General features: G+C 72.9%; 23 protein-coding genes and 1 pseudogene. 12 read left to right on the top strand and 12 right to left on the bottom strand.

The window, feature by feature from the left end; all coding sequences use genetic code 11:
• Positions 1 to 45 precede the first annotated feature (45 nt).
• From eccD to Aru02nite_RS21955, 4 genes are all read left to right on the top strand, one after another.
• Positions 46 to 1,446, top strand: a complete 1,401-nt coding sequence (eccD, locus tag Aru02nite_RS21970) for a type VII secretion integral membrane protein EccD (RefSeq protein ID WP_203660658.1) — start codon at positions 46 to 48, stop codon at positions 1,444 to 1,446.
• Positions 1,446 to 2,852 (top strand): type VII secretion protein EccB, encoded by a 1,407-nt coding sequence (gene eccB / locus Aru02nite_RS21965; protein ID WP_203660656.1) that lies wholly within the window; start codon positions 1,446 to 1,448, stop codon positions 2,850 to 2,852. Before eccD ends, eccB begins: the two co-directional genes overlap by 1 nt.
• Before the next feature lie 181 nt (positions 2,853 to 3,033).
• Complete coding sequence (locus Aru02nite_RS21960; RefSeq protein ID WP_275408685.1) at positions 3,034 to 3,396, top strand: WXG100 family type VII secretion target; 363 nt, start codon at positions 3,034 to 3,036, stop codon at positions 3,394 to 3,396.
• Between the two features lie 37 nt (positions 3,397 to 3,433).
• Complete coding sequence (locus Aru02nite_RS21955) at positions 3,434 to 3,751, top strand: WXG100 family type VII secretion target (RefSeq protein WP_203660652.1); 318 nt, start codon at positions 3,434 to 3,436, stop codon at positions 3,749 to 3,751.
• 129 nt (positions 3,752 to 3,880) lie between these two features.
• On the opposite strand, the gene Aru02nite_RS21950 is transcribed toward Aru02nite_RS21955, so the two are convergent.
• The 3 genes from Aru02nite_RS21950 to dusB form a co-directional block, all read right to left on the bottom strand.
• Positions 3,881 to 5,089 (bottom strand): hypothetical protein, encoded by a 1,209-nt coding sequence (locus Aru02nite_RS21950; protein WP_203660650.1) that lies wholly within the window; start codon positions 5,087 to 5,089, stop codon positions 3,881 to 3,883.
• A 73-nt stretch (positions 5,090 to 5,162) separates the two neighbouring features.
• Positions 5,163 to 6,410, bottom strand: coding sequence for a type VII secretion protein EccE (locus Aru02nite_RS21945; protein WP_203660648.1), 1,248 nt, complete (start codon positions 6,408 to 6,410; stop codon positions 5,163 to 5,165).
• Positions 6,411 to 6,586: 176 nt separating this feature from the next.
• Positions 6,587 to 7,756 carry a tRNA dihydrouridine synthase DusB gene (gene dusB / locus Aru02nite_RS21940; RefSeq protein ID WP_373324943.1) on the bottom strand — a complete coding sequence of 390 codons (1,170 nt, stop codon included), beginning with the start codon at positions 7,754 to 7,756 and terminating at the stop codon, positions 6,587 to 6,589.
• A 572-nt stretch (positions 7,757 to 8,328) separates the two neighbouring features.
• On the opposite strand from dusB, the gene Aru02nite_RS21935 reads away from it, so the two are divergent.
• Positions 8,329 to 9,153: a hypothetical protein gene (locus Aru02nite_RS21935; RefSeq protein ID WP_203660646.1), complete on the top strand. Its 825-nt coding sequence runs from the start codon at positions 8,329 to 8,331 to the stop codon at positions 9,151 to 9,153.
• Positions 9,154 to 9,286: 133 nt separating this feature from the next.
• Here Aru02nite_RS21935 and Aru02nite_RS21930 read toward each other — a convergent pair whose 3' ends face one another.
• From Aru02nite_RS21930 to Aru02nite_RS21920, 3 genes are all read right to left on the bottom strand, one after another.
• Positions 9,287 to 10,654, bottom strand: a complete 1,368-nt coding sequence (locus tag Aru02nite_RS21930) for a glycine--tRNA ligase (RefSeq protein ID WP_203660644.1) — start codon at positions 10,652 to 10,654, stop codon at positions 9,287 to 9,289.
• Positions 10,655 to 10,930: 276 nt separating this feature from the next.
• Positions 10,931 to 11,437 (bottom strand): Rv0361 family membrane protein, encoded by a 507-nt coding sequence (locus tag Aru02nite_RS21925; RefSeq protein WP_203660643.1) that lies wholly within the window; start codon positions 11,435 to 11,437, stop codon positions 10,931 to 10,933.
• A 455-nt stretch (positions 11,438 to 11,892) separates the two neighbouring features.
• Positions 11,893 to 12,246: an antibiotic biosynthesis monooxygenase gene (locus Aru02nite_RS21920; RefSeq protein WP_203660642.1), complete on the bottom strand. Its 354-nt coding sequence runs from the start codon at positions 12,244 to 12,246 to the stop codon at positions 11,893 to 11,895.
• 82 nt (positions 12,247 to 12,328) lie between these two features.
• Between Aru02nite_RS21920 and Aru02nite_RS21915 the strand changes: the two genes are divergently transcribed.
• The 3 genes from Aru02nite_RS21915 (at position 12,329) to Aru02nite_RS21905 (ending at position 14,504) form a co-directional block, all read left to right on the top strand.
• A complete protein-coding gene (locus Aru02nite_RS21915; RefSeq protein ID WP_203660641.1) occupies positions 12,329 to 12,607 on the top strand; it encodes a DUF6703 family protein in 279 nt (92 codons plus the stop codon).
• A gap of 376 nt (positions 12,608 to 12,983) precedes the next feature.
• Complete coding sequence (locus Aru02nite_RS21910) at positions 12,984 to 14,120, top strand: FAD-dependent monooxygenase (protein ID WP_203660640.1); 1,137 nt, start codon at positions 12,984 to 12,986, stop codon at positions 14,118 to 14,120.
• Between the two features lie 45 nt (positions 14,121 to 14,165).
• Entirely contained in the window at positions 14,166 to 14,504 is a 339-nt protein-coding gene (locus Aru02nite_RS21905) for an ArsR/SmtB family transcription factor (RefSeq protein WP_203660639.1), read from the top strand.
• 291 nt (positions 14,505 to 14,795) lie between these two features.
• On the opposite strand, the gene Aru02nite_RS21900 is transcribed toward Aru02nite_RS21905, so the two are convergent.
• Positions 14,796 to 16,724, bottom strand: coding sequence for an acyl-CoA dehydrogenase family protein (locus Aru02nite_RS21900; protein WP_203660638.1), 1,929 nt, complete (start codon positions 16,722 to 16,724; stop codon positions 14,796 to 14,798).
• 169 nt (positions 16,725 to 16,893) lie between these two features.
• Here Aru02nite_RS21900 and Aru02nite_RS21895 point away from each other — a divergent pair, with 169 nt between their 5' ends.
• Positions 16,894 to 17,469 (top strand): hypothetical protein, encoded by a 576-nt coding sequence (locus Aru02nite_RS21895; protein WP_203660637.1) that lies wholly within the window; start codon positions 16,894 to 16,896, stop codon positions 17,467 to 17,469.
• Between the two features lie 190 nt (positions 17,470 to 17,659).
• Positions 17,660 to 18,100, top strand: coding sequence for a hypothetical protein (locus tag Aru02nite_RS21890; RefSeq protein WP_203660636.1), 441 nt, complete (start codon positions 17,660 to 17,662; stop codon positions 18,098 to 18,100).
• Between the two features lie 172 nt (positions 18,101 to 18,272).
• Here the strand turns inward: Aru02nite_RS21890 and Aru02nite_RS21885 are convergent, their stop codons facing one another.
• From Aru02nite_RS21885 to Aru02nite_RS21875, 3 genes and pseudogenes are all read right to left on the bottom strand, one after another.
• Positions 18,273 to 18,584: an EthD family reductase gene (locus Aru02nite_RS21885; RefSeq protein ID WP_203660635.1), complete on the bottom strand. Its 312-nt coding sequence runs from the start codon at positions 18,582 to 18,584 to the stop codon at positions 18,273 to 18,275.
• Complete coding sequence (locus Aru02nite_RS21880) at positions 18,581 to 19,135, bottom strand: dihydrofolate reductase family protein (RefSeq protein WP_203660633.1); 555 nt, start codon at positions 19,133 to 19,135, stop codon at positions 18,581 to 18,583. The genes Aru02nite_RS21885 and Aru02nite_RS21880 overlap by 4 nt, the downstream gene beginning before the upstream one ends.
• 74 nt (positions 19,136 to 19,209) lie before the next feature.
• A pseudogene (locus Aru02nite_RS21875) lies at positions 19,210 to 20,148 on the bottom strand (sigma-70 family RNA polymerase sigma factor); the annotation flags it as partial.
• Positions 20,149 to 20,374: 226 nt separating this feature from the next.
• On the opposite strand from Aru02nite_RS21875, the gene Aru02nite_RS21870 reads away from it, so the two are divergent.
• Positions 20,375 to 20,953 (top strand): type IV toxin-antitoxin system AbiEi family antitoxin domain-containing protein, encoded by a 579-nt coding sequence (locus Aru02nite_RS21870; RefSeq protein ID WP_203660630.1) that lies wholly within the window; start codon positions 20,375 to 20,377, stop codon positions 20,951 to 20,953.
• Positions 20,950 to 21,855, top strand: a complete 906-nt coding sequence (locus Aru02nite_RS21865; RefSeq protein WP_203660628.1) for a nucleotidyl transferase AbiEii/AbiGii toxin family protein — start codon at positions 20,950 to 20,952, stop codon at positions 21,853 to 21,855. Before Aru02nite_RS21870 ends, Aru02nite_RS21865 begins: the two co-directional genes overlap by 4 nt.
• Before the next feature lie 93 nt (positions 21,856 to 21,948).
• Here Aru02nite_RS21865 and Aru02nite_RS21860 read toward each other — a convergent pair whose 3' ends face one another.
• Both Aru02nite_RS21860 and Aru02nite_RS21855 read right to left on the bottom strand, forming a co-directional pair.
• Positions 21,949 to 23,394: a tetratricopeptide repeat protein gene (locus Aru02nite_RS21860; RefSeq protein WP_203660626.1), complete on the bottom strand. Its 1,446-nt coding sequence runs from the start codon at positions 23,392 to 23,394 to the stop codon at positions 21,949 to 21,951.
• 1,134 nt (positions 23,395 to 24,528) lie between these two features.
• Positions 24,529 to 25,716 carry a hypothetical protein gene (locus tag Aru02nite_RS21855; protein WP_203660624.1) on the bottom strand — a complete coding sequence of 396 codons (1,188 nt, stop codon included), beginning with the start codon at positions 25,714 to 25,716 and terminating at the stop codon, positions 24,529 to 24,531.
• Between the last annotated feature and the right edge of the window lie 34 nt (positions 25,717 to 25,750).

Genomic DNA, 25,750 nt, shown 5'->3' with positions numbered 1-25,750 from the left:
GGTTCGGCTCCTCTCAGACTTCCTCGCGACCGAAGGCGGCGCTGCATGACGTCCCCAGTCGACGCGCTGGTCCGGATCACCGTCGCCGCGCCGCACCGGCGCATCGACGTGGCCCTGCCAGAAAACGTACCGCTCGCCGAGCTGCTGCCCCACATCCTGCGGCACGCCGGCGAGAACGCCGCGGACGACGGCCAGCGGCACGGCGGCTGGGCGCTCTACCGGGCGACCGGTGGCGCGCTGGAGCCGGGCCGCGCGTTCAACGTCCAGGGCGTACGCGACGGTGACGTGCTGCACCTGCGCTCACACCGTACGCAGTGGCCGGAGTTGGAGTACGACGACGTCGTCGAGGCGATCGCCAGCGGCGCCCGGCGGTACGGGCGGTCCTGGGGCAACGTCGCCACCCGGCGCGCCGCCCTCGCCGCGCTGTGCACCGTGCTGTTCCTCGGCCTGCCGACTCTCGCGCTCAGCTCGCCGCCGTGGGCACTGCCCGGCGGGGTCGGCATCGCCGTCGCCGTGGTACTGCTCGGCGCCGGCATCACGCTCTCCCGGGCCATGTCCGACGCCTCGGCCGGCGCCGTCGTCGCCGGCTGCGGCCTGCCGTACGCGTTGCTCGGCGGGCTGCTCGTGGCGGCGCCGGCACACACCGGGCTACTGGGGCTGGGCGCGCCGCACGTGATGCTGGGCTCCGCGACACTGCTCACCGCCGCGGTGATCGGCTATGTGGGCGTAGCCGGGCTCGCCCGTATCTTCACCGCCGGCATCTTCGTCGGCATCTTCGGCATCATCTCCGGCCTGCTCGGGCTCGCCTCGATGAGCCCGGCCGGCGTGGCGGGCGTCGCCCTGACCGTGGCCATCGCGCTGCTGCCGGGATATCCCCTGCTGTCGATCCGGCTCGGCAAGCTGCCGATGCCCGAGCTGCCACAGAAGCCGGAGGACCTGCTCAAGGACCAGCCGATGCCCGAGCGCAACGCGGTCTACGACGCGGTCGCCCGGTCCGACGAGATTCTCACCGGACTACTGCTCGGGGTCAGCATCGTGTCGATCGCGGCCACCGTACGGATGATCATCGATGGCGGCTCGGCGCCGGTCGTACTCGCCGTCGAGGCCATCGTGGCCCTGCTGCTGCGTTCCCGGCTGTTCCCGACGCCTCGCCAGCGGGTCCCGCTCATCGTGGGCGCACTCGCCGGTGTCGCCCTGCTCACCGTGGCGTACGCGGCGGGCAGCGGCAACATCGGCCGCATGGTCGCGATCGTCATCCTGGTGCTCGGAGCCGGGTTCGTGCTGGCCGCAGGCATGATCTACAGCCGCCGGCCACCGTCGCCGTACATGGGGCGGATCGCCGACATCCTCGACGTCGTCGCGATCATCTCCCTGATCCCGACCGTCTGCGTGATCACGGGCTTCTACAGCTACGTGCAGGCGATCCTCGCCGGGGTGGGCGGCTGATGGCTACCAGGCAGGATCAGCTCCACTCGTACCAGTTCATGATCCAGCGTGTGATCTCCGCGCTGGTCATGCGCGAGACCGACCCGGCCCAGGCCCCGCTGCGGCGTGGGGTCGGCGCGGTCTTCGCCGGCGTCATGATCGCGATCCTGGTCGGCGCCGGCTTCGGGGTCTACGGCATCTTCACCGGCATCGGCAGCCTCAAGTGGAAGACCGACGGCTCGGTCGTGGTGGAGAAGGAGACCGGCGCGACCTTCGTCTACCGGGGCCGCGTCCTGCATCCGATGCTCAACTACGCCTCGGCGCTGCTCGCCAGCGGTGGCGGCGGCAAGACGTACCGGGTCAACGCCGAGGAGTTGCAGGCCGTGCCGCGCGGCGTACCGGCGGGGATCCCTGGTGCGCCCAACTCGCTGCCCCCGGGGACCGCGCACGTCGGCGCGCCGTGGACGTTGTGTTCGGTGCCCGGGCAGGACGTGACCGGGGCCCGCGCCACCAGTACCGCGCTGACGGTCGGCCGTGGCCCCAAGGGGGGCACCCGCCTGGGCAGCAAGGGTCTGCTCGTCCGTGACACCAGCGACGATCTCATCTACCTGATCTGGAACAGTCACCGGTACCGCATCAACGATCCGGAGAAGATCGTGCCGGCGCTGTTCGGCGCCCAGGTTGACGCGACCGCGGTCGGTACGGCGATGGTCAACGGCGTACCGGCGGGCCTCGACATCGGCCCGATCGACGTCCCGCAGCACGGCTCGGCGTCGGCGGCGGTGAGTGGGCACTCCAACGGAGACCTGCTGGCCGCGCAGACCGGCTCCGGCACCCAGTACTACCTGGTCTTCTCCGACGGCGTGGCGCCGATCACCGCGCTGCAGAAGGACATCGTCCAGGCCCAGTACTCCAGCCAGCCGCAGCGCGTGTCGGTCTCCGACGCGACCGCCATGAAGCACAGCGGCCACCTGGTCACCACGTCCGACGAGAACGTCCGGCCGCCCGCGACCGTGCCGGCGTTGCAGCACGCGCAGGCGGACCAGTCGGTGTGCGCCGAGGTCGTCAACGCGTCCGGCGACGAGCAGATCGTGGTCGGCAGCAGCGTGGCGGCGATGAGCACCGGGGTGCAGAGCCCGTCGCGTTCCGGGGCGGGAACCGCGCTGGTGGACCGGATCCTGGTACCGCCGGGCCGGGTGGCGATCGTCCGTTCGCTGCCCGCCGACGGTGGCGGCGCCGGCACCTTCGACGTGGTGACCGACATCGGCCAGCGGTTCCCGGTGCCGTCGCTGGATGCCCTGGGGATGCTCGGATACTCCGCCTCGTACGCGGTGTCCATGCCGGCCGGGCTGGTCCACACGATCCCCGCCGGGCCCACGCTGGATCCCTCCGCGGCGCTGGCACCGGCCACGCCGTCGGGTCGCTGACACGTCACGTGGCGTGTACGACCGGGTGAAGCTTCGGTAGCGACACCCGCCCAGTGCGAGCGTGGTCTGGTCACCCCTTGACGGTTGCCGATACTCTCGGGAAACGGCCGGGGCGTGATCAACGCTCGGCGTGAGTAGGCCCCCGCCCGGGGGATGACATACAGATCGGGGTGAGACCACCGTGACAGCAACTCCAGGCGTCGGCAACGTTCATCTCACGCCAGCCCAGCTCCAGAGGATGGCGCGGCGTTGTGAGGAGACCGGAGCCAGCCTCGCGCAGGGCATGTCCCAGCTCGTCCAGCAGATCGAGGGGATGCCGGGCGCCGGCAAGGCGCACACCGCCATCCAGTCCCAGAGCGTGAACCTGAGCGACGGCCTCAAGCGGATCCTGTCCGCGCTCGACGAACTGGCCGGCAAGATCGACCGCGGCGCCGCGCACTACGGCGCTCGCGACGAGGACGACGCCGCCGACATCAACCGCGCGGCCCAGGCGGCATCCCAGGGTCAGGGCGGGGTCTACGGGATCCTCCACCCCACCTCCTGACACGCATCGGCTCGGGAAAGCAGAAAGGGACACGGCCATGGGCTACGGATACGACGACGGCAGCGGGCACATCAGCTACAGCTTCGGTGACATCCACTCGGTAGCGGAGGCCATCGGCACCTTCGAGGGCACCATGGATGGCGCCCTCGAGGATCTGTACCAGGACTTCAAGCGGCTGTTCGGCAACGACTGGGCCGGCGCGGCGCAGCAGGCCTGCGACGAGGCCCAGAACAAGTGGAACCAGGGCGCCAGCGAGATCAAGCTGGCGCTGGGCGAGGTCGGCAAGGCGCTCGGCGCCTCGGGCGACCGCATGGCGGCCCTGGACAAGTCCATCGCGGCCCAGATGCAGGGCTGAGCTGCCGTCAGCAACGACGCGGGGCCGGGTTCCGATCGGAACCCGGCCCCGCGTCGTTTCGGTGTCGTACAGCGGATCTGAGCCCGGTCGCGGCAGCAGAGCCGCAACCTGGCCGGCTACCGGCGGCGCTCAGCGGTGCGGGGCACCGAACCGCTGCTGCTCGATCGCGGTGGGGTTGGTCCACACGTACCGGTCGGCGGAGGCGCCGACGAGCGCGAGCATGTCGTCCCGCAACGCCGTCAACAGCCGCGTGGCCTCGTCGGTGAGGCGCAGTACGGAGCCGACGGAGAGCGCCTCCGTCGTGTGCAGCCGCTGCATCATCACCAGGTTCGCCTCCTGCACCGCAGGGAACCCGTACGCGGTGAGCTGGTGGAGCACGGTGAGCTGGGTCTGCCACGGGCCGAGGACGGGGCGGTTCGCCGCGCCGAGCAGGCCCACGTCGTAGATGAGCAGCGCCGGCGTACGCGGGGTGGCGGACAGGGCGACCGGGCGTTCCGCGGGGAGTACGGCGACGCGGTCGGAACGACCGGTGGCCCACTGCCCGAATCCGTCCCACTGATCGGGACGGCTGGTGAAGACGACGACCCGGGCGCCGAGCCCGAGGGCCCGGAACGCGAGCAGCCGGGACGCCCACAGCCCGCCGAGCAGCGTCACCCGCGTCGCTTCCGGCCGGAACAGGCGTACCTGAACGGGCTTGGAGTCGCGGTCGTGGCCGAGTAGCAGGCCGCTGCCGGCCGCGCTGACGCGAATCTCGTCGAGCGCGGCGCTGGACGCCATGTGCGAGCCGACCCGCAGCGCGGCCAACGACCGGACCCGCCGCGGGGTACGGCCGTTGGAATCGGTGCGCGGGCCGTTGCCGCCGCCATAGATCGTGCCCTGGTCGGTGGCGCTCGGCGGCTGTCCGGCCGCCGCTGCCGCCGCACCCTGCGTTTTCGGTACCGCGACGGCCTGGCTCCTGGCGGTGGTCTGCCCGGAACTGCCGAGCAGGATCGTCGCGCCCGCCTCCCACTGCCGCGGCGCCTCCTCGACCACGGCGGTGTCCGCCGGCAGCCGGTCCGTGTTGAGTCGGGTGGTGGCCGCGGTCGGCGCCGCGGTCGGCCCCTGCTGCGGCGCGCCCGGTCGTGGCGCGGCGTGGCGCGGATCCGCGGTCTGTGCGGGCGCCTGGCCGGCCGCGGGGTCGGCCGGCGGCGTGATCGCCGGTGGCGGTGCGCCGAGTACCGGCATGGCCGGGTCGCCACCGTTCTGCCGTGCGGGCCACATCGGCGCCGCGGGCCCGCCGGAGCCGTCGGCCGGACGGGGCGGCTCGGGGCGCGGGTTCGGCGTGTCGGGTGCGTTCACGCGGACACCGTGCCCGGGCACCGTCGCGGTACGACACGTCGCGTGCAGGCCATGGCCGTACCTTCCCGTGCTGTCATCGGGCGCCACCGCCCGTGGGCGCCGTCGCGTACACCGCGGGGGCCTGTTCGCCGTCGAGCCGGAACACGCTGCCGCCAGACCGGGAGACGGCCTGGCGGGCCGCCGAGCAGGTCTGGTCGAGCAGCGACGGTTCGGACGCCACGCGCAGCAGGCACCGCAGTTCGATCAGGTCGCCGAGCGGCGCGAGGATCAGCGCGACGCTGGTCAGTGCGGCCTGCGTGCGGCTCATCTCGTCGAGGAACGCGCCACTGTTCCGCAGGTCTGGCCAGCCGCTCACCCAGAAGCACGCGTGCAGCAGACTGGCGGAACGCCACCCGGTCCAGCTCTCAGCGTTCCGCGGTTGCGGGCCTGGAGGGGGCTGTTCGAGTTCGCACGAGCGGGTCAGCGCCTCGATCAGCCCGTCGGCGCTGAGCACCTGGTACTCCAGGCCGGACCGGCGCAGCACCTTGCCGACGCGGCGGACCAGGACGGACAGCATGAGCGGGATCTCGGCCGAGTCGTCGGGCGCGCCCACCGACGCCTCCGCCACGGTCCGCGCGTCGAACCGGATCGCCACCCAGGTCGCCTGGTCGGCGGCCATGCCCACGCCGTACCGCGAGGCGAGCTCACGGTACGAGTCGGCGGCCGGCTGGCCACCCGGCCCGGCTCCGGTCGCCGGAACCGAGTGCCGTACGACCTGCAGGACCGCACCGGGCTGCTCCGCGTCCTGGACGAGGCCGGCCAGCTTGCTGAGGGGGATGTCGCCGAGCGGATCGCCGTTCAGGCCCGCCTGCGGCGCGATCGCCACGACGGCGAACGATCCGGCGCCGTCACGCCCGATGCCGACTTCGGTGCCGCCCGGCCCTTCGACGGTGCGGATCGTCAGGTCCGGCACCAGGCGGTGCAGGGACACCAGGCGCGAGTCGTCGGCGGGCAGGTGGCTGCTGCCCTTGCGCCGACGGTACTGACGGCGCAGCAGCATGCGCTCCAGCCACCAGCGGCCGCCGCTGCGGGCGAAGGTGAGGACCAGGACGGTCGCTGCCAGCAGGCAGCCGACGATCAGCAGGACAAGGGAGTGCCGGAACAGCACGAGGACGCCCACGATGAGGGCCTCGATCAGCACCAGTTGCAGCACGCTGACCGGGCCGAGGTAGCCGTGCCGGCGGCGGCGCAGGAAGGTCGCCGGGCCGCGCCCGGTGGGTGCCGGATCGGCGCCGACCCGCGCCACCGCACGAACGCGCGACGGCGCCTGGTTCATCGTCATCCGTCGACCCTTCCCGCCTGGACGTCGCGCAGTAGCTTGCCCGCCATCCTAAGGATCGTCCGCCCGCTCGTGCCAGACGCGGGGCACCGGACGACACCCGGTCGTATCCAAGATCAACCAACGTCACCCGAACCGGACACCCAGCGTGTCCCCGGAGCAAAGAACGGGTGACACCATCAGCCGCCGGAGGTGTCGAGTTCGGCGCCGACCGGTACGACCGGCGAGTCGCGGTCGGCGAGCCAGCCCGCCGGCAGCGCGACCCGACCCGGCGAGGAGGTACGCCCGCGCGGGCGGCCCAGTTCGCTCGCCGGGAACGGTTCGGCCGGGTCGAGCCGGGCCAGGTGATCGTCCAGTTCGGACAGTCCGGAGACCATCGCGAGGGCGCGCCGCAGGTCGCTGCCGACCGGGAATCCCTTGAGGTACCAGGCGACGTGCTTGCGGAAGTCGACGCAGCCGTCGCGTTCGGAACCCAGCCACTCGCCCAGGAGTACGGCGTGGCGGCGCATGGTGGCGGCGACCTGGCCGAGCGTCGGCATGACCCGCTCGGTACTCCCGGCGAAGGCGGCGGCGAGGTCGGCGAACAGCCACGGACGCCCGAGGCAGCCGCGGCCGATGACGACGCCGTCGCAGCCGGTCTCGGCGACCATCCGGAGCGCGTCGTCCGCCTCCCAGATGTCGCCGTTTCCCAGTACCGGAACGGAAAGCGCGCGTTTGAGCGCGGCGATCGAGGACCAGTCGGCGGTCCCGGAGTAGCGCTGGGCGGCGGTGCGGCCGTGCAGGGCGACGGCGGCGACCCCGGCGTCCTCGGCGATGCGGCCGGCGTCCAGGTAGGTGAGGTGCTCGTCGTCGATGCCGCGGCGCAGCTTCACCGTCACCGGTACGCCGGCCGGTGCGGCGGCCTCGACCGCGCCCCGCACGATCGCCTCGAACAGCGTGCGGCGCCAGGGAAGCGCGGCCCCGCCACCCTTCCGCGTCACCTTCGGTACGGGGCAGCCGAAGTTGAGGTCGACGTGGTCGGCCAGGTCCTCCTCCACCACCATCCGTACGGCGCGGGCGGTGATCTCCGGGTCCACCCCGTACAGCTGGAGGCTGCGGGGACGCTCGGCGGCGCCGAACCGGACCATCCGGAGGGTCTTCGGGTTGCGCTCGACGAGGGCGCGGGTGGTGACCATCTCGCACACGTACAGCCCGGCGCCGTGCTCGGCGCACAGCGCCCGGAACGCCACGTTCGTGATGCCGGCCATCGGCGCCAGCACCACGGGCGGAGCCACCTGGTACGGCCCGAGGGCCAGGGCGGGTGCCTGGGGTGCGGTCCCGTGGTCCGGCGCGCCGCCCGGACGCGACACGGGTGCTGCGGTGATCGTCACCCGTCGAGGATGCCATGCGGGCGACGGGTACGGTCCGACGGCGGCTTCCCCGGTACGCACCCCGGTGACCGTAGGCGGGATGTCCGGAAGGCACCAGGGCCCACCACACGATCGAGATCATGTGACTACGCAGAGTCGCACAGCCGGTGCGACGATGCGAAACTGCTTCATCTGTCGTTCACCGCACGGGCGCCACCGTCTCGAACGACTCGATGTGCCTGCGTCGTAACGCCACGCGGATCGGAATTGTCCGGTCAGCATTTTCATGATCACTGTGGGTTACGCCATGAAAGCAATGATCAACGTAGCCAAGCGCGATTGCGGAGTGTTACCCACGTAGAGGCGCCGCGAACCACCGCGGGTAGGCCACCCGCAAGGGACAGCGTCGCGCCAGCTGCCCGGCAGTGAGACGGAGACGAAGCAGGGTCTCCAGTCGGGTCCAGGCCGATCGGAACTCCCCCGTTCCGATCTGCCCCGGCGTCGGAGGCGTCGGGGCGGTGTGCCGAGGTTTGCACACCAGTCCCCCCAACCCCCTATACCGAAGGACTGCCATGAGTCGCGCGCGGATGCGCGTGGTGCTGGCTGCCGTCATCGCGTGCTCCCCTGCGCTGTTCGGTGCATCTCTTGCCAGCGCCGCCTCCCCCACATCTGATTCGAACGCAAGCAAGCCCGTCGCGGTGGAGACCGCGGCGAGCCGCCCGGCCCAGTCGAACGAGAAGGTGACCGCCTCCGGTCAGCAGCTCTCCGCCGACGTCGTCCAGGCGAAGCAGGCGGCGGCCCAGCAGGCCGCGGCGGACAAGGCCCAGAAGGCCAAGGACGCCAAGGCCGCCGCCGACGCAGCGGCCAAGAAGAAGGCGGACGAGGACCGGAAGAAGCAGGCAGCCGCCCAGGCGTCGCGTAACAAGAACCGGTGCACCCCGCCGGCCACCGTCGTCGACCTGTCGGGCATCCAGACGCAGAACGCCCGGGCGATCATCCGCGCCGGCCAGAAGCTCCACATCGACAAGAAGGGGCAGATCATCGCCCTGTCGACGGCGCTGCAGGAGAGCGGGCTGCGCAACTACGCCAACGGCAACATCCCCGACTCGATGGGCATCGCCCACCAGGCCGTCGGGTACGACCACGACTCGGTGGGGCTGTTCCAGCAGCGCCCCGTCGCGCCGTGGGGCGCCGGCAGCTGGGGCACGCTGTCCGAGCTGATGAACCCGGAGACCTCGGCCACGAAGTTCTACCAGGCCCTGCTCCGCGTACCCGGCTGGGAGGGCATGCCCGTCACCGTGGCGGCGCAGACGGTCCAGGTGTCCGCGTTCCCCGACGCGTACGCCGACGACGCGGTGCACGCGCAGGCGATCGTCAACGCACTGCCCTGCGTGTAGCCCCCGAGAAACCCCCCAACCCCCCGCTGACGGAGCCCGGCGCCACCCTGACGGTGCCGGGCTCCGTCATGCTCGGCGGCCCTCGCCGTACCAGCCGGAGTCCGGGGCGTCCTGGAGCGGCCGCCGCCGCGGGTCAGCAGCCCGGGAGGCGCTCGACCAGGTAGTTCTCCACGTGGTCGAGGCTGACGCGTTCCTGCTTCATCGTGTCCCGGTCCCGTACGGTGACGGCGTTGTCGGACAGCGTGTCGAAGTCGACGGTGACGCAGAACGGCGTGCCGACCTCGTCCTGCCGCCGGTACCGCCGGCCGATCGCGCCCGCGTCGTCGAACTCGACCGTCCACCGCTTGCGCAGCGCCGCAGCCAGCCCGCGCGCCTTCGGCGACAGTTCCGGGTTGCGGGACAGCGGCAGCACCGCCGCCTTCACCGGCGCCAGCCGCGGATCGAACCGCAGCACCGTGCGCGAGTCCATGCCGCCCTTGGTGTTGGGCGCCTGGTCGATGTCGTACGCCTCCAGCAGGAACGCCAGCACGCCGCGCGTCAGCCCCGCCGACGGCTCGATCACGTACGGGAACCAGCGCTCGCCGGACTCCTGGTCGAAGTACGACAGGTCGGTGCCGGACGCCTTCGAGTGCGTGGTCAGGTCGAAGTCGGTCCGGTTGGCGATGCCCTCCAGCTCGTCGAACTCCTTGCCACCCAGATCGAACCGGTACTCGATGTCCACGGTGCGCTTCGCGTAGTGCGACAGCTTGTCGGCCGGATGCTCGTGCCGCCGCAGGTTGCGCTCCGACAGCCCGAGGTCGGTGTACCAGCGCCACCGCTCACCCAGCCAGTACTCGTGCCAGGTCTCGTCCTCGCCCGGCCGGACGAAGAACTCCAGTTCCATCTGCTCGAACTCGCGCGTCCGGAAGATGAAGTTGCCGGGAGTGATCTCGTTCCGGAACGACTTGCCCACCTGCGCGATCCCGAACGGCGGCCGGCGCCGCGACGACTGCAACACGTTCAGGAAGTTGACGAAGATGCCCTGCGCGGTCTCCGGCCGCAGGAAGTGCTCGGCCGACTCGTCCTCCACCGCCCCCAGGTACGTGCGCATCAGGCCGTTGAAGTTGCGCGGCGCGGTGAACGTGCCCCGGTTGCCGCAGCTCGGGCAGCTCAGTTCGGCCAGCGCCGTCGACCCGTCGCCGTGCTCCTCCGTCAGGTGGTCCGCCCGGAACCGCCGGTGGCAGGACTGGCACTCCGTCAACGGATCCACGAACTCGGTGAGGTGCCCCGACGCCGCCCAGACGTCACGCGCCAGTACCACCGCCGAATCCAGGCCGACCACGTCGTCCCGGCCGGTCACCATGCTCCGCCACCACTGGCGCCGCAGGTTCTCCTTCAGTTCGACGCCGAGCGGGCCGTAGTCCCACGCCGAGCGGCTCCCGCCGTACACCTCGCTGGAGGGGTAGACGAAGCCACGGCGCTTGGCCAGGCTCACGATCGCGTCGATCCGGTCGACAGGCACAACTCCTCCATCCGGTGGCGGACGGGTCCGGATCCTCGGTCGGGGGCGCCGGACCGAGGGTGGGGACCCCGGCAAGGGTGGGGACGACACCGGGGTCAACGGATCCCGGCGCGACTGGTTACCGTCCGTTGGAGCTGTTCAGAGTACCCGTCGCCACAGGTGTCCTCGACCGGTGTCCGTGTCGGGTATCCCGCCCCGCCCGGCCGTTTCCGGCCCGATCACGGCACTCCCGCCCGCGCACCGGGACGTACGCCGGGCGTGTCGTGGCGGGACGGCTCAGGCGACGCCGCAGACCTTCAGCGAACCGCCGCTCGCCGCCGCCTCCGACACCACGACGATCCGCTCCGTCTTGTCCTGGCCGTCCGCGAACCGCAGCTGCGCCGGCACCACGTACGCCGAGCTGCCGCTCTGCAACGCCTCCGGCGCGTCCAGCGTGTGGCTGTCCAGCTTCGGCTCCCGGGACAGCTCGTCCACGAACTCCTGCTGCGTCTGCTCCGCCCGCGCCTGCCGGCACTGCATCTGGTACGCCGCCGCGAAACGCTGATCCTGCAACGCGGTGAGGAACCTGTCGGCCGTGTCCGACACCTGGTTCGTCTCGTACACGGTGAAGCCGATGAAACCGGCGATCCCGCCGCCACCGCACAGCAGCACGACCGCGCACAGCACGATCACACCGATCCAGATCCGCGGATTACGCTCCCGCGGCGGCGCCGCGAACGGCACCACCACCCCGGGACCGCGCGGCGTCGGCGGCTCCGGTACGGCCGGCGCCTGCGGCGGCACCGCGGGCCCTCCGTACCCCGGCGGCACGGCACCGGCCATCCCCGGCATCCCGTACGTACCGGGCGGCCCGGGTTGCCCCGGCTGACCCGCCGACCCGGGCGGGCCCGAGGGAACGGCGGAGCCGGGCGGGCCCGACGGCCCCGGCGGACCCGGATGCGGACCGGATGGGACGGCCGGACCGGGCGGCCCCGAGTGCGCGGGCGGACCCGACGGCACGGACGAGCCGGGCGGCGGCGGGGGTGTGGGCGGGGTCGGCGCGCCCGGGGAACGGGGCTCGGGCAGGTCGCCATCAGGCCGGGTCATGCCCGCCCACCAGCTCGACGCGATGTCATGTCCGCCCGCTCCCGTTCGACTGGGAATGATCGTAACCGCGGCGGCCCAGCGGGACGGGGCTCGCCGGGCGGTAACGCCGGAACGGCCGGTACCGGGGCCGGACCACGGACCATATGTACTGGTCAGCGAGTGTCGTCGGGTGTGTCGTACGTCGGGGAGCGGTCGCTGGTGCCGACGGTGACGACGCCGTCGGCGGCGCTCGCGAGCACCTCGTACGCGGAGGGTTCCTCGACGGACTCGGCGAGCAGCGGGGTGGCCGCGACCTTGACCTGGTACGAGCCGAGCGCCCGGCGGTACGCCCCGACGGACTGCCAGCGGGTGACGAGGCACCAGCGGGTCGGGTCGTCGGCGGCGCGGCCGAGCTGGCCGTCGGTGAAGCCGGTGCACGCGGCGAACGCGGCCAGTGCCTCCCGTGCCCGGTCGGCGAATCCGTCGGCGGCCGCGGCGTCCACCGCGAACCGGTTGACCACGAGCATTGACCCTCCCCTGTGCTGTCGGGATGTGACGCTACCCGGCGGGCGAGGCACAATGAGCGGACGTACCCGAGGGGAGCGGTCGGTGTCGACGAACACGTCAGCGGTCGGGCGGTGGCTCGCCGTCCTGCTGGTCTTCCTGTCGCGGGTGCCGCGCACCGGGCTGTTCCTGGTGTCGCTGGCGATCGTACTGGCGGGGCTGTTCCTGCCGGGCGCGGTCGGCGGCGCATTGTTGCTGGTGGTGGCCGTACTGGCGGGGCTGATCTGCGCCGCGACGTGGCCGCTGCTGACCTGGGCGCGCCGGTTGCCGCAGTTGCTCGCCCTGGGCCTCACGGTGGCGATCGCCGTCGCCAAGTTCTTCTGACGGTTTCGCTGTCGCGTTCCGGTGTTCCGCGGCGCTGACATCTGGGCTCTCCGCCCGTCGGCGTGAATCGTCCCGCCGCGGCGGTCTGGCGGCGCGACGTGTTCCCGCCCTCCACGACCCGCCGGATCCGGTACGGCACGCGTGCGTGTCGGTGGTGCGCCGCGGGTGCCCGGTGCACTGGAGCTGACCGCACCCGGCCAGTGAATCCGGACGGCGGGTGGGAGCGGATCGATGCCGTGACCGGGCTGCCCATCGCCGCCGTGCGCACCGACCACCTCTGCGGCAGGTGAACCCACAGGCTCCGCGCGGGGCCTTGCCCCGGCCTGTAATTTCAGTGGAGACTGAACTGACTATAACTCGGTGAAAGAAGGCTGCGATGGCTCAGCAGAGCCGTACGGCGGTGGTCGTGGGCGGGGGCATCGGCGGGCTGGCCGCGGCGATCGGGCTGCGGCGCGCCGGCTGGTCGGTGACCGTGCTCGAACGCGCGGCCGTACCCCGCGAGGTCGGTGCCGGCTGGTCGTTCGCGCCGAACGCGCTGCGGGCGGCCGACGCGCTGGGCGTGGGCGACGCGTTCCGGGCCGTGTCCGTACCGACGGAGGCGGGGGCGACGCTGCGGGCGCCGGACGGCCGGCACCTGATGCGGTTCCGGCCCGGGCGGGACACGCCGCTGCTCGCCAACCACCGCGCCGAGGTGCACCGCGCGCTGCTCGACCGGCTCCCCGACGACGTGGTACGCCACGGCGCGGAGGTGACGGGTGTCGAGCGGACCGGGCGCGGCGTGACCGCCGTGTACGGCGACCGGCGGGTCACCGCGGACGTGCTGATCGGCGCGGACGGCATCCGGTCGGCGGTGCGCGGCGCGCTGTGGTCGGGCCCGCCATCGCCGGTGTACCAACGGATCCGGTGCTGGCGCGGGGTGACCGGGCCGGACGCGGTGTGGCCGGTGGCCGGGTTCCAGACGTGGGGGCGCGGCGCGCGGTTCGGCGCGCATCCGCTGCCCGGGCACCGTGTCTTCTGGTTCCTCACGGTCCGCGCGGAGCACCCCGGCGTCCGGTACGACGACGATCTCGCCGAAGTACGGCGGCACGTCGGTGACTGGCACGACCCGATCCCCGCGCTCGTCACCGCCACCCCGCCGGGATCGGTGCTGTGCCACGACATCCACGACCTCGACCCGCTCGGCTCGTACGTCGACGGAAGGGTGGCGTTGCTGGGCGACGCGGCGCACCCGATGACCCCGTTCCTGGCGCAGGGCGCGTGCCAGGCGTTGGAGGACGCCGCCACCCTCGCCGCCGTACTCGACGGCGCCGGTGACGTGCCCGCGGCCCTCGCCAGCTACGACCGGGCCCGCCGGCCGCGCAGCCAGCGGGTACAGCGGATGGCGCGGCAGGACCCGCGGACCAGCCTGTCCACCGGCGCCGTGGCGTACGGGGTGCTGACGCGGGTCACCCGGCTCGCCGGTACCCGGGTCGCGGCACGGAAGGCGGCGCGGCTCTGGAGCTGGGTTCCGTGAGCGCCACGCGGGCGTACGGGCCGGCGCGGAGGATACGGTGGGTCCATGAGCCTGTCCGGCGGGTACGAGAGCTATCAGGCGGCCGGTGAGCTGCTGCGGGCGCTGGCCGCGCCGCTGCGGATCGCCGTGGTGACCGAGCTCGCCGCCGGACCCCGGTGCGTGCACGAGCTGGTCGACGCGACCGGCGCGCCGCAACCGTTGGTGTCCCAGCATCTGCGGGTACTCAAGGGTGCCGGGGTGGTGCGCGGTGAGCGGCGTGGCCGGGAGATCGCCTATTCGCTGACGGACGAGCACATCGCGCACATCGTGGCCGACGCGGTCAGCCACGCGCGCGAGCCCGACCACCTGGCCCACCCCGTCCCGCTGTACGCCGAGGGCGGCTGACCGCTCAGCCGGTGGGTACCCGGCGCGACGAGGGTGTCGCGGATGCCGGCGTGCCCGTCGCCGTACCGCGTGCGGGCCGGTTCGCCGACGGCGGCCCGGTCGCCCAGCCCGCCTCCGTCCGGCATCGAACCACGGTCGGCCGGCTCTGCGGGAGCCGTACCGTTTGCGTGTGTCGTACCGAAGAGGGCATCGACCCGGGCATCCCGGCCACGGTGGGCGACGGCTCGTCGGTGGTGTTTGTCCGGCGGTGACCCCGGGCGGCCGTACGCGGCGCGTCGGCCACGGTACGGGTCAGTCCACGTGCCGGCGGACGTTCGGGACCGTCGCCGGCCCCGCCGGGTACTCCGCGACCCACGGCGCGTCCGGCGGCGCGTGCTGCACCCCGTCCTCCAGGAACGCGTACCGACCGGCGAGGACGCGCTCGGCGGCGCGCCGGTCGAGCCCGTCGCCGTTGTCCCACAGCTCGTCGAACAGCGCGTCGGCGCGGGCAGCGGCCTGCGTGCAGAACAGGTCGGCCAGCTCGGCGACCGCGTCGGCCTCCGCCGTCCCCGCGTACCGGCGGGCGCGGACGCACGCGGCGGTCATGGCGAACAGTTCCGCGCCGATGTCCACGATCCGACCGAGGAACCGCTCCCGGCGCTCCAGTCCGCCCTGCCAGCGGGCCATCGCGTAGAAGGTACTGCGGGCGAGGCGGCGGCTGGCGCGCTCGACGTACCGCAGGTGCCGCGCCAGCGGCCCGAACTCGTGGTACGAGCCGGGGTTCTGGCCGCGGCCGACGGTGAGGCCGGGCAGCCAGCGGGCGTAGAACGCGCCGGCCCGCGCGCCCGCCTTCGCCTTGCCGCCCAACGCGACGTGCGGGTCGATCAGCTCGCCGGCCACCGACAGGTGCGTGTCGACCGCCTCGCGCGCGATGAACAGCCGCATGATCTCGCTGGAGCCCTCGAAGATCCGGTTGATGCGCACGTCCCGCAACAGCTGCTCGACCGGTACGGCGCGCTCGCCGCGGGCCGCCAGCGACTCGGACGTCTCGTACCCGCGGCCACCGCGGATCTGTACCGTCTCGTCGACGACGCGCCAGGCCAGTTCGGTGGCGTACAGCTTGGCGATGGCGGCCTCGATGCGGATGTCGTTGCGGTCGTCGTCGGCGAGCAGGTCGCACAGGTCGAGCACGGACTCCATCCCGTACGTGCTGGCGGCGAGGAACGCGAGCTTGGCGGCGATCGCCTCGTGTTCGCCGATCGCCCTGCCCCACTGCACCCGCGCCGCCGCCCACTCCCGCGCCACCCGCAGGCAGTACTTGCCGGCGCCGACGCAGGTGGCGGGCAGCGCGAGCCGGCCGGTGTTCAGGGTGGTCAGGGCGATCTTGAGGCCGAGTCCCTCGCGGCCGATCCGGTCCTCGGCCGGCACGTACACCTGGTGGAAGCGGGTGACGCTGTTCTCCAGTCCGCGCAGGCCCATGAACGCGTTGCGCCGCTCCACGGTCACGCCGGGCGCGTCCGCCCGTACGACGAAGGCGGTGATGCCGCGGTCCGGCACCCGGGCCATCACCACGAGCAGGTCGGCGAGGACCCCGTTGGTGGCCCACAGTTTCACGCCGTCGAGCAGGTACCCGCCGTCGGTGGGGGTGGCGGTGGCGGCCAGCCGCGCCGGGTCCGACCCGACGTCCGGCTCGGTCAGCAGGAACGCGGAGATCTCGCCGGCCGCCAACCGCGGCAGGTACTTGCGCTTCTGCTCGTCGCTGCCGAACAGGGCGAGCGGCTGCGGCGCGCCGATCGACTGGTGCGCGGACAGCAGCGCGCCGACCGCGGGGCTCGCCGACGACGCCAGCATCAGCGCGCGACCGTAGTGGTAGTGGGACAGGCCGAGCCCCCCGTACTCCCGGGAGATCTTCAGGCCGAACGCGCCGATCTCGCGCAGCCCGCGGATCGTCTCGTCGGGGATCCGGTCGTCGCGCTCGATCGCCTCGCCGTCGATCCGCGTCGCGGCGAACTCCTTGAGTACGGCAAGGAACTCCTCGCCGCGGCTGTCGGCCTCGGCCGTCGGTTCGGGATGCGGATGGACCAGGTCCAACCGCAGGTGACCGAGGAACAGTTCGCGCCCGAAGCTGGGCTTGCGCCACTCGGTCTCGCGGGCCTGCTCGGCAGCCTGCCGGGCGGCGGTCTCGTCGACGGTCACCGGCTCGGGCCGCTCCGGCCCGCCCTCGCGTACGGTCGCGGTCATCTCGGCACCCCCTGCGTCACGGGTCCTCGATCCGAGGCTACTCGTCGGTGTTACCCAGCGGTAGGCACTTCACACACATCGCATCGCGGACATCCACTACCCAGGTGGTACGCGGGAATGGCTCCGTGGCGGGATGCCCCGCGCCCGGCCGGGACGCGACCGTACGGGCATGGGCGTACTGAGGATCTGGACGACGGCGTACCGCGCGGGCACCTGGCGGCGGTTCGGATACGTGCTGCTCGGCCTGCCGCTGGGGGTGGCAGGGCTGGTGCTGGCGCTCGCCGGGCGCTGGCGTACCGCGGCGCGGTGGCAGGAGCGGGCCGCGCGCTGGGCCGACCTGCCCGACCCGGACCCCGCGACCCCCGGCCGTACCCTCGGCGCGGCGGTGCTGTCGGTGCTCACCGGGGCGGTGGGCTGGGCGGTCACGCAGTACCTGGGGTTCCTGGTGCTCTACAGCGTCGGGTACCCGCTGCGGAACTACGTCGGCGCCGGCGACGGGGAGACCGCCCCGCTCGTACCGTGGCTGCACCTGTCGTTCCACCAGGCGCCGCCGGGCGCGTGGGCCAGCACGTACCACTCGGCCTGGGGCGGGCCGACGCTCGCCGGGGCCTGGGCCGTACACGCCGGGCTCGTGCTGCTGACACTGTTTCCGTTGCTGGCGTGGACGATCCGCGGCCTCGCCCGGCTCCAGCGCGCGCCGCTGCGGCACCGTCCCGCGACCCGTGCCGTACGGCTGGCGTCCTGAGCACGTTTGCTCAACCCCTCCTCAAAACCTTCCGGTAACGGCGGCTCCGGGGTGACTGACGGATTAGTGTCCGACAGCGACGGAACGCATCGATCGTCGCGGATCGCCCGTTCCGTCGCCCAGTCCCCCGCAGCACGCCGCGGTACGACACGCCCGCGGCGCGGCTGCTCCTGCCCTGAGAGGGGTCGCGATGCGTTTTCGTACTGCGCTGGCAGCGGGTGCCGTGACGGTGGCGTCGGCGGCACTGGCGCTCGTACCGGCGACCGGACCGGCCGCGGCGACCACCACCGTCTGCGGCACCGGATACTCCTATGTGGACAGTTACCCGCTGCTCGATCCCAACAGCACCGGGCCCAGCGCCGGCACACTCTACCTGTACTACAACGCCGGCAACGGCCAGAACTGCGCGTACACCGAGGCGACCGAGTGGGTCGGCACCGCCAAGTGGATGGGCGTGCGCGTCTCGACCGACACCGACGACGGGCAGGACGACACCGGCAACTACAAGTACTACGCCGGCCCGGTGTACGTGCACGCCCGCCACACCTGCGTCAACCTGTGGGGCACGGTCGACTCCCCCGACGGCCGGTCCGCGTACCACACCGACCAGAACGGCGTGCACTGCGGCTGACCTGTCGCGGCGCGGAAACCCTTGCGGCGCACCGGGATCCCGGTGCGCCGCCCGCCGTACGACGGCAGCCGCGCGGCCCCGCCGTGGCCGGACCCGCTGGCCGGGCCAGCCGGACGGGACGGCCCGACCGGGCACCACCGGCGCACACGGAAACCCTTGCGTACCAAGGGGTTCAGTCGGGGTCGGTGAGGGTGAGCACCATGCTGCGGACCGGGGCCAGCTCCGCGAGCCGGCCCGCGTCGGCCGCCGTCGCCCGCCCCTCCGGCGACTCGAACGCGGCGCGCAGCTCGGCCATGCTGTCCCAGTCCAGCTCGGCGACGAGATGGTACGGCTCGCCCCGGACCGCGGCGGCGCCCTGGCCGAGGGTGTACCGGCGCAGCCCGGGCAGCCGGCGCGCCAGCGGTACGTGCACCTCGCGGTAGTGCCGGTCGAACGCGGCCGGATCGGCGGGCGTCTCGTACACGGCGACGAAGCGGACGGTCACCGGGTCCGCCGGTGGCAGGTGAGGACGGCGGCGCCGACCGGCTCGACCGACGTGCACTCCAGGTACGCCGGCGCGCCGTCGGCCGGGAACAGCCGCTCGCCGCTGCCCAGCAGCGTCGGGAACGTCAGCAGCCGGTACTCGTCGACCAGGTCGGCGGCCATCAGCGCGTGCACCACGCTGCGGCTGCCGGCCACGACGACGTCCCGGTCGGACCGGCGTACCGCGTCGAGGAGGTCGCCGGTCAGCGGCCGCGAGTTCGACCAGCCCGACACGTCGCTCCGGGTACGGGTCGCGACCAGCTTGGCCATGGCGTTCATCCGGTCGGAGAACGGGTCGGACCGCGGCGCCCAGATCCGGGCGAACTGCTCCCACGTCGCGCGGCCCAGCAGCATCACCCCGTCCTCCATCAGGCGGCCGAGCCGGAACTTGTCCCCCGCGACGGTCTCCGGGCCGTGCCGGAACGCCCAGCCGCCGCCCGGCGTACCGGCGGATCCGTCGGGGTCGGACATGACCCCGTCCAGGGTGACGAACTCGATGACGGTGACGCTCATGATCGTGTCCCTTCGCTTCGACTCTCACCGGTACCTACCGGCGGGGTCGGCGGAACTCATCGCGCCCGACGGATTCAGTTCGCGGGAATGCGCTCCGGCAGGTCGAACGCGGCGCACACGGCCGGGTCGGCGAACACCACGGTGTGCGCGACCCGCTCGCCGAGCACCGTGACCACCTGGAGCGTGTGCAGCCGGTGGCCACCCTCCGGATCCGGCGCGTACGCGGCGAACGCGGGCTGGCCGTTCGCCGACACCACCCGGGTACGCCAGCCCGTGCCGCGCATCGTGAACACCCGCGTCATGAAGCGGCCGTAGTCGTCGCGCCCCCGGTACCAGAGCGGCACCGGCGGCATCTCCAGTACCGCGTCGTCGGTCAGCAGCCGCACCAGCGCCGGCACGTCCGCCGCCTCGAACGCCCGCAGGTACCGCTGGAGCACGGCCCGGACGGCCGGGTCGTCCGGCTCCGCGAGCGCGCCCGGGTCGTCCACCCGCGCCAGCGCCGTACGGGCCCGCTGCAGCGCGCTGTTGACCGCCGGTACCGTCGTCGCCAGCTGGTCGGCGACCTCCGCCGCGCTGAACTGGAGCACCTCGCGCAGCAGCAGGACCGCGCGCTGCCGGGGCTGGAGTACCTGCATCGCGGCCACCAGCGCCAACCGCAGATCCGTCCGCGCGGCCAGGTCGAACCGCGCGTCCGGGAACGGCTGCAGCCACGGCACGTCGTACGCCGGGGTGAGCGGCGCGGCCGGATCGTCGCTCGGCGCGCCCAACCCGGACGGCAGCGGCCGCCGCGCCCGACCCTCCAACGCCGTCAGGCACACGTTCGTCGCGATCCGGTACAGCCAGGTGCGCAGCGAGGCGCGGGCCGCGTCGTACCGGTCGCGGGAACGCCAGGCACGCAGCATCGTCTCCTGTACCAGGTCCTCGGCCTCGTGGAACGAACCGAGCATGCGGTAGCAGTACGCCACCAGCTCACCCCGGTACGGCTCGACGTCCATCGGACCATCGTGCCGTACCGGAGTGCTCGTTTCCGGCCCCGACGCACGCCGGACACCACCCGGACGTACCCCCTCGACCGGCTGATCGGCGTCGGTGTCGTGGCCGCGTTGCCCTCGGGACGCGTCCTCCCGGCCCTAGGCTCGGTGCCGGGCTCAGGCCACGGCAGGTCCGGGCACGCGTGGATCTTGAGTTCCTCACTGTATACAGATACCGTGGATGTGTAGACGGTTAGGAGGTGCGGTCGTGTCCCTGCCGGCACTGGCTCCCGCGTTCACGCTCGACGCCGCCCGCGCCGCCGGCCTCCGCAAGGACCAGGTCTACGGGCTGCTCCACACCGGCCAGATCGAACGACTCGGCCACGCCGTGTACGTGCGCACCGGGTCGATCGACCCCGCCCTCGCGCCGCTCGCCGCCGCCACCGCGCTCCGGCCCGCCGCCACCCTGTGCCTGACCAGCGCGCTGCTGCACCACGACCTCACCGACCAGATCCCGTTCGGCACCGACATCGCGCTACCGCGCGGGCAGCGCCACCCCGCCGGGTTCGAGCACGTCACCTGGCGCAGCTTCGACCCGAGCACGTTCGACATCGGCCGCGACGAGTTCACCGCCGCCGAAGATCTGCGACTCGCCGTGTACTCCCCAGAACGCACCATCGTCGACTGCTTCCGCCTCGCCCACCAGGAAGGCGCGGACGTCGCGTACACGGCGCTCCGCCGCTGGATCCGGCGGCGCGGCAGCTCCCCCGCGGCGCTGCTACGGGTGGCGGCATCGTTCCCGAAGGCGCTTCCCCGGATCAGGCAGGCACTGGAGGCGTTGCTGTGACATCGGCCCCGACCCGCGCCACCCCCGCCGGCCGCGCGTACCTCGATCTCCGGAACCTCGCGAAGACCCGCGGCCGCGACCCGATGGAGTACTTCACGCTGTACGCGCTGGAAGGGTTCCTCACCCGCCTCGCCGCCTCGCCACACGCCGAGGACTTCGCGCTCAAGGGCGGCGTACTGATGGCCGCGTTCGCCGCGCGGCGCCCCACCCGCGACATCGACCTGGCCGCGTCCGGGTTCCCCAACGACATCCCCGACGTCGAACGGCGGATCCGCGCCGTCGTCGAACGGGACGCCGACGACGGCCTCCGGTTCGACCCCAGCACGGTCACCGGTACGCAGATCCGCGACGAGGCCGCGTACACCGGCGTGCGGGTCCAGATGGTCGCGAGCCTCGCCAAGGCCCGGATCCCGCTGCACGCCGACGTCAACTTCGGCGACCCGATCTGGCCCGCACCCACCGTCGCCGAGCTGCCGCTCCTGCTCGGCGGGCACCTCCAGCTGCGCGGGTACCCCGACCACATGGTCCTCGCCGAGAAGATCGTCACCGCCATCGACCGCGGCGAGCAGACCACCAGGTGGCGCGACTTCGTGGACATCGCCGCGATCACCGCCGCGCGCCGCGTCCCGGGCGCCGAGATGCGCCGCGCCATCGACATCGTCGCCGCACACCGGGCCGTCACCCTCAGACCCCTCACCGAGGTACTCGACGGGTTCGCCGTACTCGCCCAGCCGCGCTGGCGTACCTGGCGGCGCAAGCAGCGCCTCGAAGCCGCCACCCCGGACCGTTTCGCCGACCTGCTCGACACCTGCGCGGCGTTCGCCGACCCGGTACTCGCCGGCACCACCGACGGCCACGTCTGGGAGCCGGCCCAGCAGTACTGGCGCGCCCTGCCGACGTGACACCGGCGCGCTTTCCCTGCTGCGGCAGGGAAAGCGCGTCCGTCCCGGCGGCTGGCCGGTCGGCGAGGCGGCCCCGGCCGACCGGCCGCCGGCTCAGCGCACCACCAGCGAACGGAACGCCGAGCGGACGTCCGACGTCGACGGATCCACGTACTGCGACGGCGGGCCGATGTCGTAGCCGTAGCTGGTGTAGTGGATGGTCTGCGGGCAGCTCGATCCACTGATCTGCACCTTCCGGTTCACGACCAGCCGACCGGTCCGCAGCTCGTACGCCTTCACCGGGATCGCGATCTTGTGGAAGGTCACGTCGACCGGGAAGTCCGGATGCGACGCGCTGGTGTACGGGCAGGTCCGCACGGCCGAACCGAACGTCGTCGTGCCGGCGCAGACGATCAGCACCGCCTTCGCCGGATCGTCCACCTTCCACGACCGCGGCAGCCGGTCCGTGTACTCGTCGTTGCCGAAGAACATCGCGCGGTTCGTGCCCCGCCGGTACGGCGCCGCACCCGAGTACTTCGCCGGACTGGAACAGTACTGCGGCTGGGTTCCGGTGCCACCCGACAGCAGGCTCCGCACGTTCGCCAGCTCGATCGCCAGCGTCGCCTTCGTGATCCCCTTCCTCGCCCGGTCCACCCGCGCATCATCCGGGTACTGATCGGCGAACTGCCGGTACCGGCTCCGCGCCCGCGCCCAGTCCTCCGTCGACATCAGCCCGTCGGCGCACCCGAGCAGCGCCGACGGCGCAACCCTTGGTACGACAGCGGAAGCGCGGTCCAGCGCGGTGTGGTCCGGGCGCCGCGCCCGCAGCCAGTCGGTGATGGCCGCGGTGTGGCAGGCGTTGTCGGTCGGCAGGCCGGCGAGGAACCCGTCCAGCACCCTGCCCACCATCCGGCCGTGCCCCGGCAGGTCCGCGAGCACCCCGCCCAGCCCCGCGAACCCGGACCGCAGCGCGGCCGTGTCACCGCTCGCGAGCGTCCGGTCCAGCTGCGCGCCCGCGGCCGACAACCGTTGGCACGCAAGGGCAGTACGGTCACCGCGTACCGTCATCGGCGCGTCCGCCACCCGGTCGCCGAACCAGATCCGGGACAGCGCGGCGCGCGCCTGCGCACAGCTGCCCGCCTGCCGCGCGTCGGCCAGCGCACCGTCGATCGTCGTCGCGTCGAACCGCAGGAACGCCGCCGTCAACAGCACCGGCACCAGGAAGTACAGCGCGGTCAGGCGCTGCCGGCGCACCGCGAACCGCAGCGTACGACCACCCGCCAGGTACCAGCCGTGCGCGACCAGCGCCGCCCACCACACCCCGACCAGCACCTCGAACCACACCGTACGGAACGCGGTCACGAGCAGGATCACCAGCAGGACCGTCACCAGATCCGTCAGTACGGCCAGGCCACGTCGCCGCAGCAGCACGTACCCGGCGCCCAGCAGCGACGCGTTCGCCAGCGCGACCGCCAACGGATCGTGGTACCGCGCCCAGTCCTTCGCCTTCGGCCACGGTTTCCGTACCGGCTTCGGTTGCGGCGCCGGCCATCCAGGCACCGTCCCGGCCCCGGGCGCCTGCTCGCCGGGTGGCTGCGCGCCGGGGAGTTGCTGGCCATCCGGTTGCTGGCCAAGGGGGTACCGGCCGGGTGAATGCGCGCCGGGTGGTTGTGCTGGGGGTTGTGCTGCCCACGTCGACTCCGGTGCACCGTACTGCGGTGACCCGCCGTACGGGGGCGGGGCGCCGAACTGGGTCGTACCAAGGGATTGCGGCGACCAGCCGGGGCTTTCGGGCGCGGCCGGCCGTACCGTCGGGCCCGGATCGCTGACCGGCTGACCCGGCACGGAACTCAGGGGCGCGGCCTGCCCCGGCACGGCCCACGGAACGGCCGTTCCGTCGCCCGACCCGACCGGACCTGCGGCCGCCTCTCCCGGCTCGATCTGGCTCGGCACGACCTGACCCGGCACGGCCCGCGGAACGGCCGCGGCCGGCTGGGGCGCTGCCGATGGCCCTGCGGGCGCCTGGTCCGGCACGGCCCACGGAACGTCGGGTTCCTCGCCCGGTACGACAGAATCGCGGGTTGCGTCGCCGGCCCCGGACGCATCAGGTACTGCACCGCCGGACGCGGCCGGCTCGGGGACTGGCCGATCCGGCACGGTCGAGGGATCGGGAGTGGCCGCGGATTCCGGTACGTCAGGGGCCGGCTCTCCCGACGCGGTCAGGGAATGCGGTGCACCGGCCACCACGGGCGGCAGTGCCGAGAGCGGCGAGTCGGCCGCCGTGGGTGTCGACTCCCCGGACCGCGGAGCGTCAGCCGCCATCGGAGTCGGCACTCCGGGGTGCGCAGGGTCGGCCGCTGTCGACTCGCCGGGCCGCGGAGCGTCGGCCGCCGTCGGGCTCGGACGGTCGACGGGCTGGCCGGCGGCCGACCCGGGTACGTCCGGGCTCGGTGGAACGGAGTCGCGCGGGGGTCGGGGATCGGGGTCAGGATCGGGGGGCGTCCAGTCCTGCATCGTGCGTCCTCTTCGTCACGGAACGGGCGTGCCTCGGGCATTCTCTCCTGTTCGCTCGGGACTCCTCCCGACCCGACAAACAAGCCACGCGCTGCGGCGTCCCGGCGACCACCGACTCGCCGACCACACGCGGCACGGCCACGAGCGTCCGGATCCGCCGCCGCGGGGGCGCGGCCGGGGTCAGCAGGACCTCCAGGCGATCGGATCCCTGTCGAGGTGTTCGGTGCCGTCCCGGCCGCCCTCCGGGTACACGCGGAACGTGCCGGACGGCGTGATGTCCAGGCGCAGCACCGTGTTGCGGGTGGGGCAGGTCATCGACGCGGTGCCGGTGTAGCCGGAGTCCTCGTCGGTGCCGGTGACGGTCAGCTTCAGCAGGCCGGGCCGCCGGTCGACCACCACGAACTCGTCGCCCTGGGGCTGGACGGTGACGACGGCGTGCCGCCGTACGGACCACGTCACGGACTTCAGCTCGTCGTCCATGAGGATGTAGTCGGGATGGCCCGGCTCCGGAACGTACTCCGCGCCGAACGGGCAGCCCGGCGTCACCAGCGCTCGGTGCTTGGCGCAGCCGTCGAGGTACGTGTCCACGGCGGTCTGCGCGTGCCGCTGCCCCGTCGGGGTCAGGGTCAGGGGCGGCACCGTGAGGTTCTGCCCGTCGGCCTCGGCCCGGTCGCCCGGCGCCACGATGTACGTCCCGGGCATCAGCGGGAACGCCGTCGTGGAACCGGTGACCCCGGCGGGCAGCGCGTCGAAGAACCGGTACACGCCGGGGAAGAGCAGGTAGCCGCGCGCGTCGTGGGGGTCCGCGTGCTGGTTGCGCTGACCGTTGACCACCACGTACGACAGGGGGAACGCGCCGAATCCCAGGTGTACGAAGGGATCCGTGATGGTCCAGGGGAATCCGTCGCCGGCCCGCTCCAGCTCGAACGGCCACGACACCCGGTGCCCGCCGGGAATCTCGATGGTGGCGACGACGGTGACGTCGGTCGTGTAGTCGTTCATCGCGTCGGCCAGCCGTACCGACGCGACGTGCCACCGCTGGCCGCGCAGGGTGGGGCGGAGCAGCGCCGGGTCGTCCGCGCGGATTCCGGAGCCGGCGGCGGACCCGTCGGTGACCATCGCCGTGGCGCGGGTGACGTCGCCGCGCAGTACGGCCGCCAGGAAGTCGAGGACGCGCTGCTCGGCCGGATCGGGCTGGTTGGGCCAGATCAGCAGGGTCGCGAGCACCAGGACGACGACGCCCGCCGACCCGTACCAGACGAGCCAGCGGATGCGTCGCGCGCGCGGTCGCACGCCTCCGTCGGCGCCGGGCGGCACGGGGTACGGCGGGCTGCCGGGAGCCGCGTCGTACGAGGGTGGTCCGTCCATGCGTGTTCTCCCGCGTTCGTCGGCGATGCGGGGG

Source organism: Actinocatenispora rupis (genome assembly GCF_016861975.1).
Classification (GTDB): Bacteria; Actinomycetota; Actinomycetes; order Mycobacteriales; family Micromonosporaceae; genus Actinocatenispora; species Actinocatenispora rupis.
The sequence above is the reverse complement of the archived record's forward strand: the minus strand, read 5'-3'. Positions and strand labels throughout refer to the sequence as shown.

What these genes read in the sequence shown, in the direction of transcription:
- Aru02nite_RS21920 (WP_203660642.1), bottom strand. Translation starts at nt 12,246, where the DNA reads ATGCTCGTGGTCAACCGGTTCGCGGTGGACGCCGCGGCCGCCGACGGA.
- Aru02nite_RS21955 (WP_203660652.1), top strand. Translation starts at nt 3,434, where the DNA reads ATGGGCTACGGATACGACGACGGCAGCGGGCACATCAGCTACAGCTTC.
- Aru02nite_RS21880 (WP_203660633.1), bottom strand. Translation starts at nt 19,135, where the DNA reads ATGAGCGTCACCGTCATCGAGTTCGTCACCCTGGACGGGGTCATGTCC.
- Aru02nite_RS21900 (WP_203660638.1), bottom strand. Translation starts at nt 16,724, where the DNA reads ATGACCGCGACCGTACGCGAGGGCGGGCCGGAGCGGCCCGAGCCGGTG.
- eccB (WP_203660656.1), top strand. Translation starts at nt 1,446, where the DNA reads ATGGCTACCAGGCAGGATCAGCTCCACTCGTACCAGTTCATGATCCAG.
- Aru02nite_RS21895 (WP_203660637.1), top strand. Translation starts at nt 16,894, where the DNA reads ATGGGCGTACTGAGGATCTGGACGACGGCGTACCGCGCGGGCACCTGG.
- eccD (WP_203660658.1), top strand. Translation starts at nt 46, where the DNA reads ATGACGTCCCCAGTCGACGCGCTGGTCCGGATCACCGTCGCCGCGCCG.
- Aru02nite_RS21945 (WP_203660648.1), bottom strand. Translation starts at nt 6,410, where the DNA reads ATGACGATGAACCAGGCGCCGTCGCGCGTTCGTGCGGTGGCGCGGGTC.
- Aru02nite_RS21855 (WP_203660624.1), bottom strand. Translation starts at nt 25,716, where the DNA reads ATGGACGGACCACCCTCGTACGACGCGGCTCCCGGCAGCCCGCCGTAC.
- Aru02nite_RS21935 (WP_203660646.1), top strand. Translation starts at nt 8,329, where the DNA reads ATGAGTCGCGCGCGGATGCGCGTGGTGCTGGCTGCCGTCATCGCGTGC.
- Aru02nite_RS21890 (WP_203660636.1), top strand. Translation starts at nt 17,660, where the DNA reads ATGCGTTTTCGTACTGCGCTGGCAGCGGGTGCCGTGACGGTGGCGTCG.
- Aru02nite_RS21910 (WP_203660640.1), top strand. Translation starts at nt 12,984, where the DNA reads ATGGCTCAGCAGAGCCGTACGGCGGTGGTCGTGGGCGGGGGCATCGGC.
- Aru02nite_RS21905 (WP_203660639.1), top strand. Translation starts at nt 14,166, where the DNA reads ATGAGCCTGTCCGGCGGGTACGAGAGCTATCAGGCGGCCGGTGAGCTG.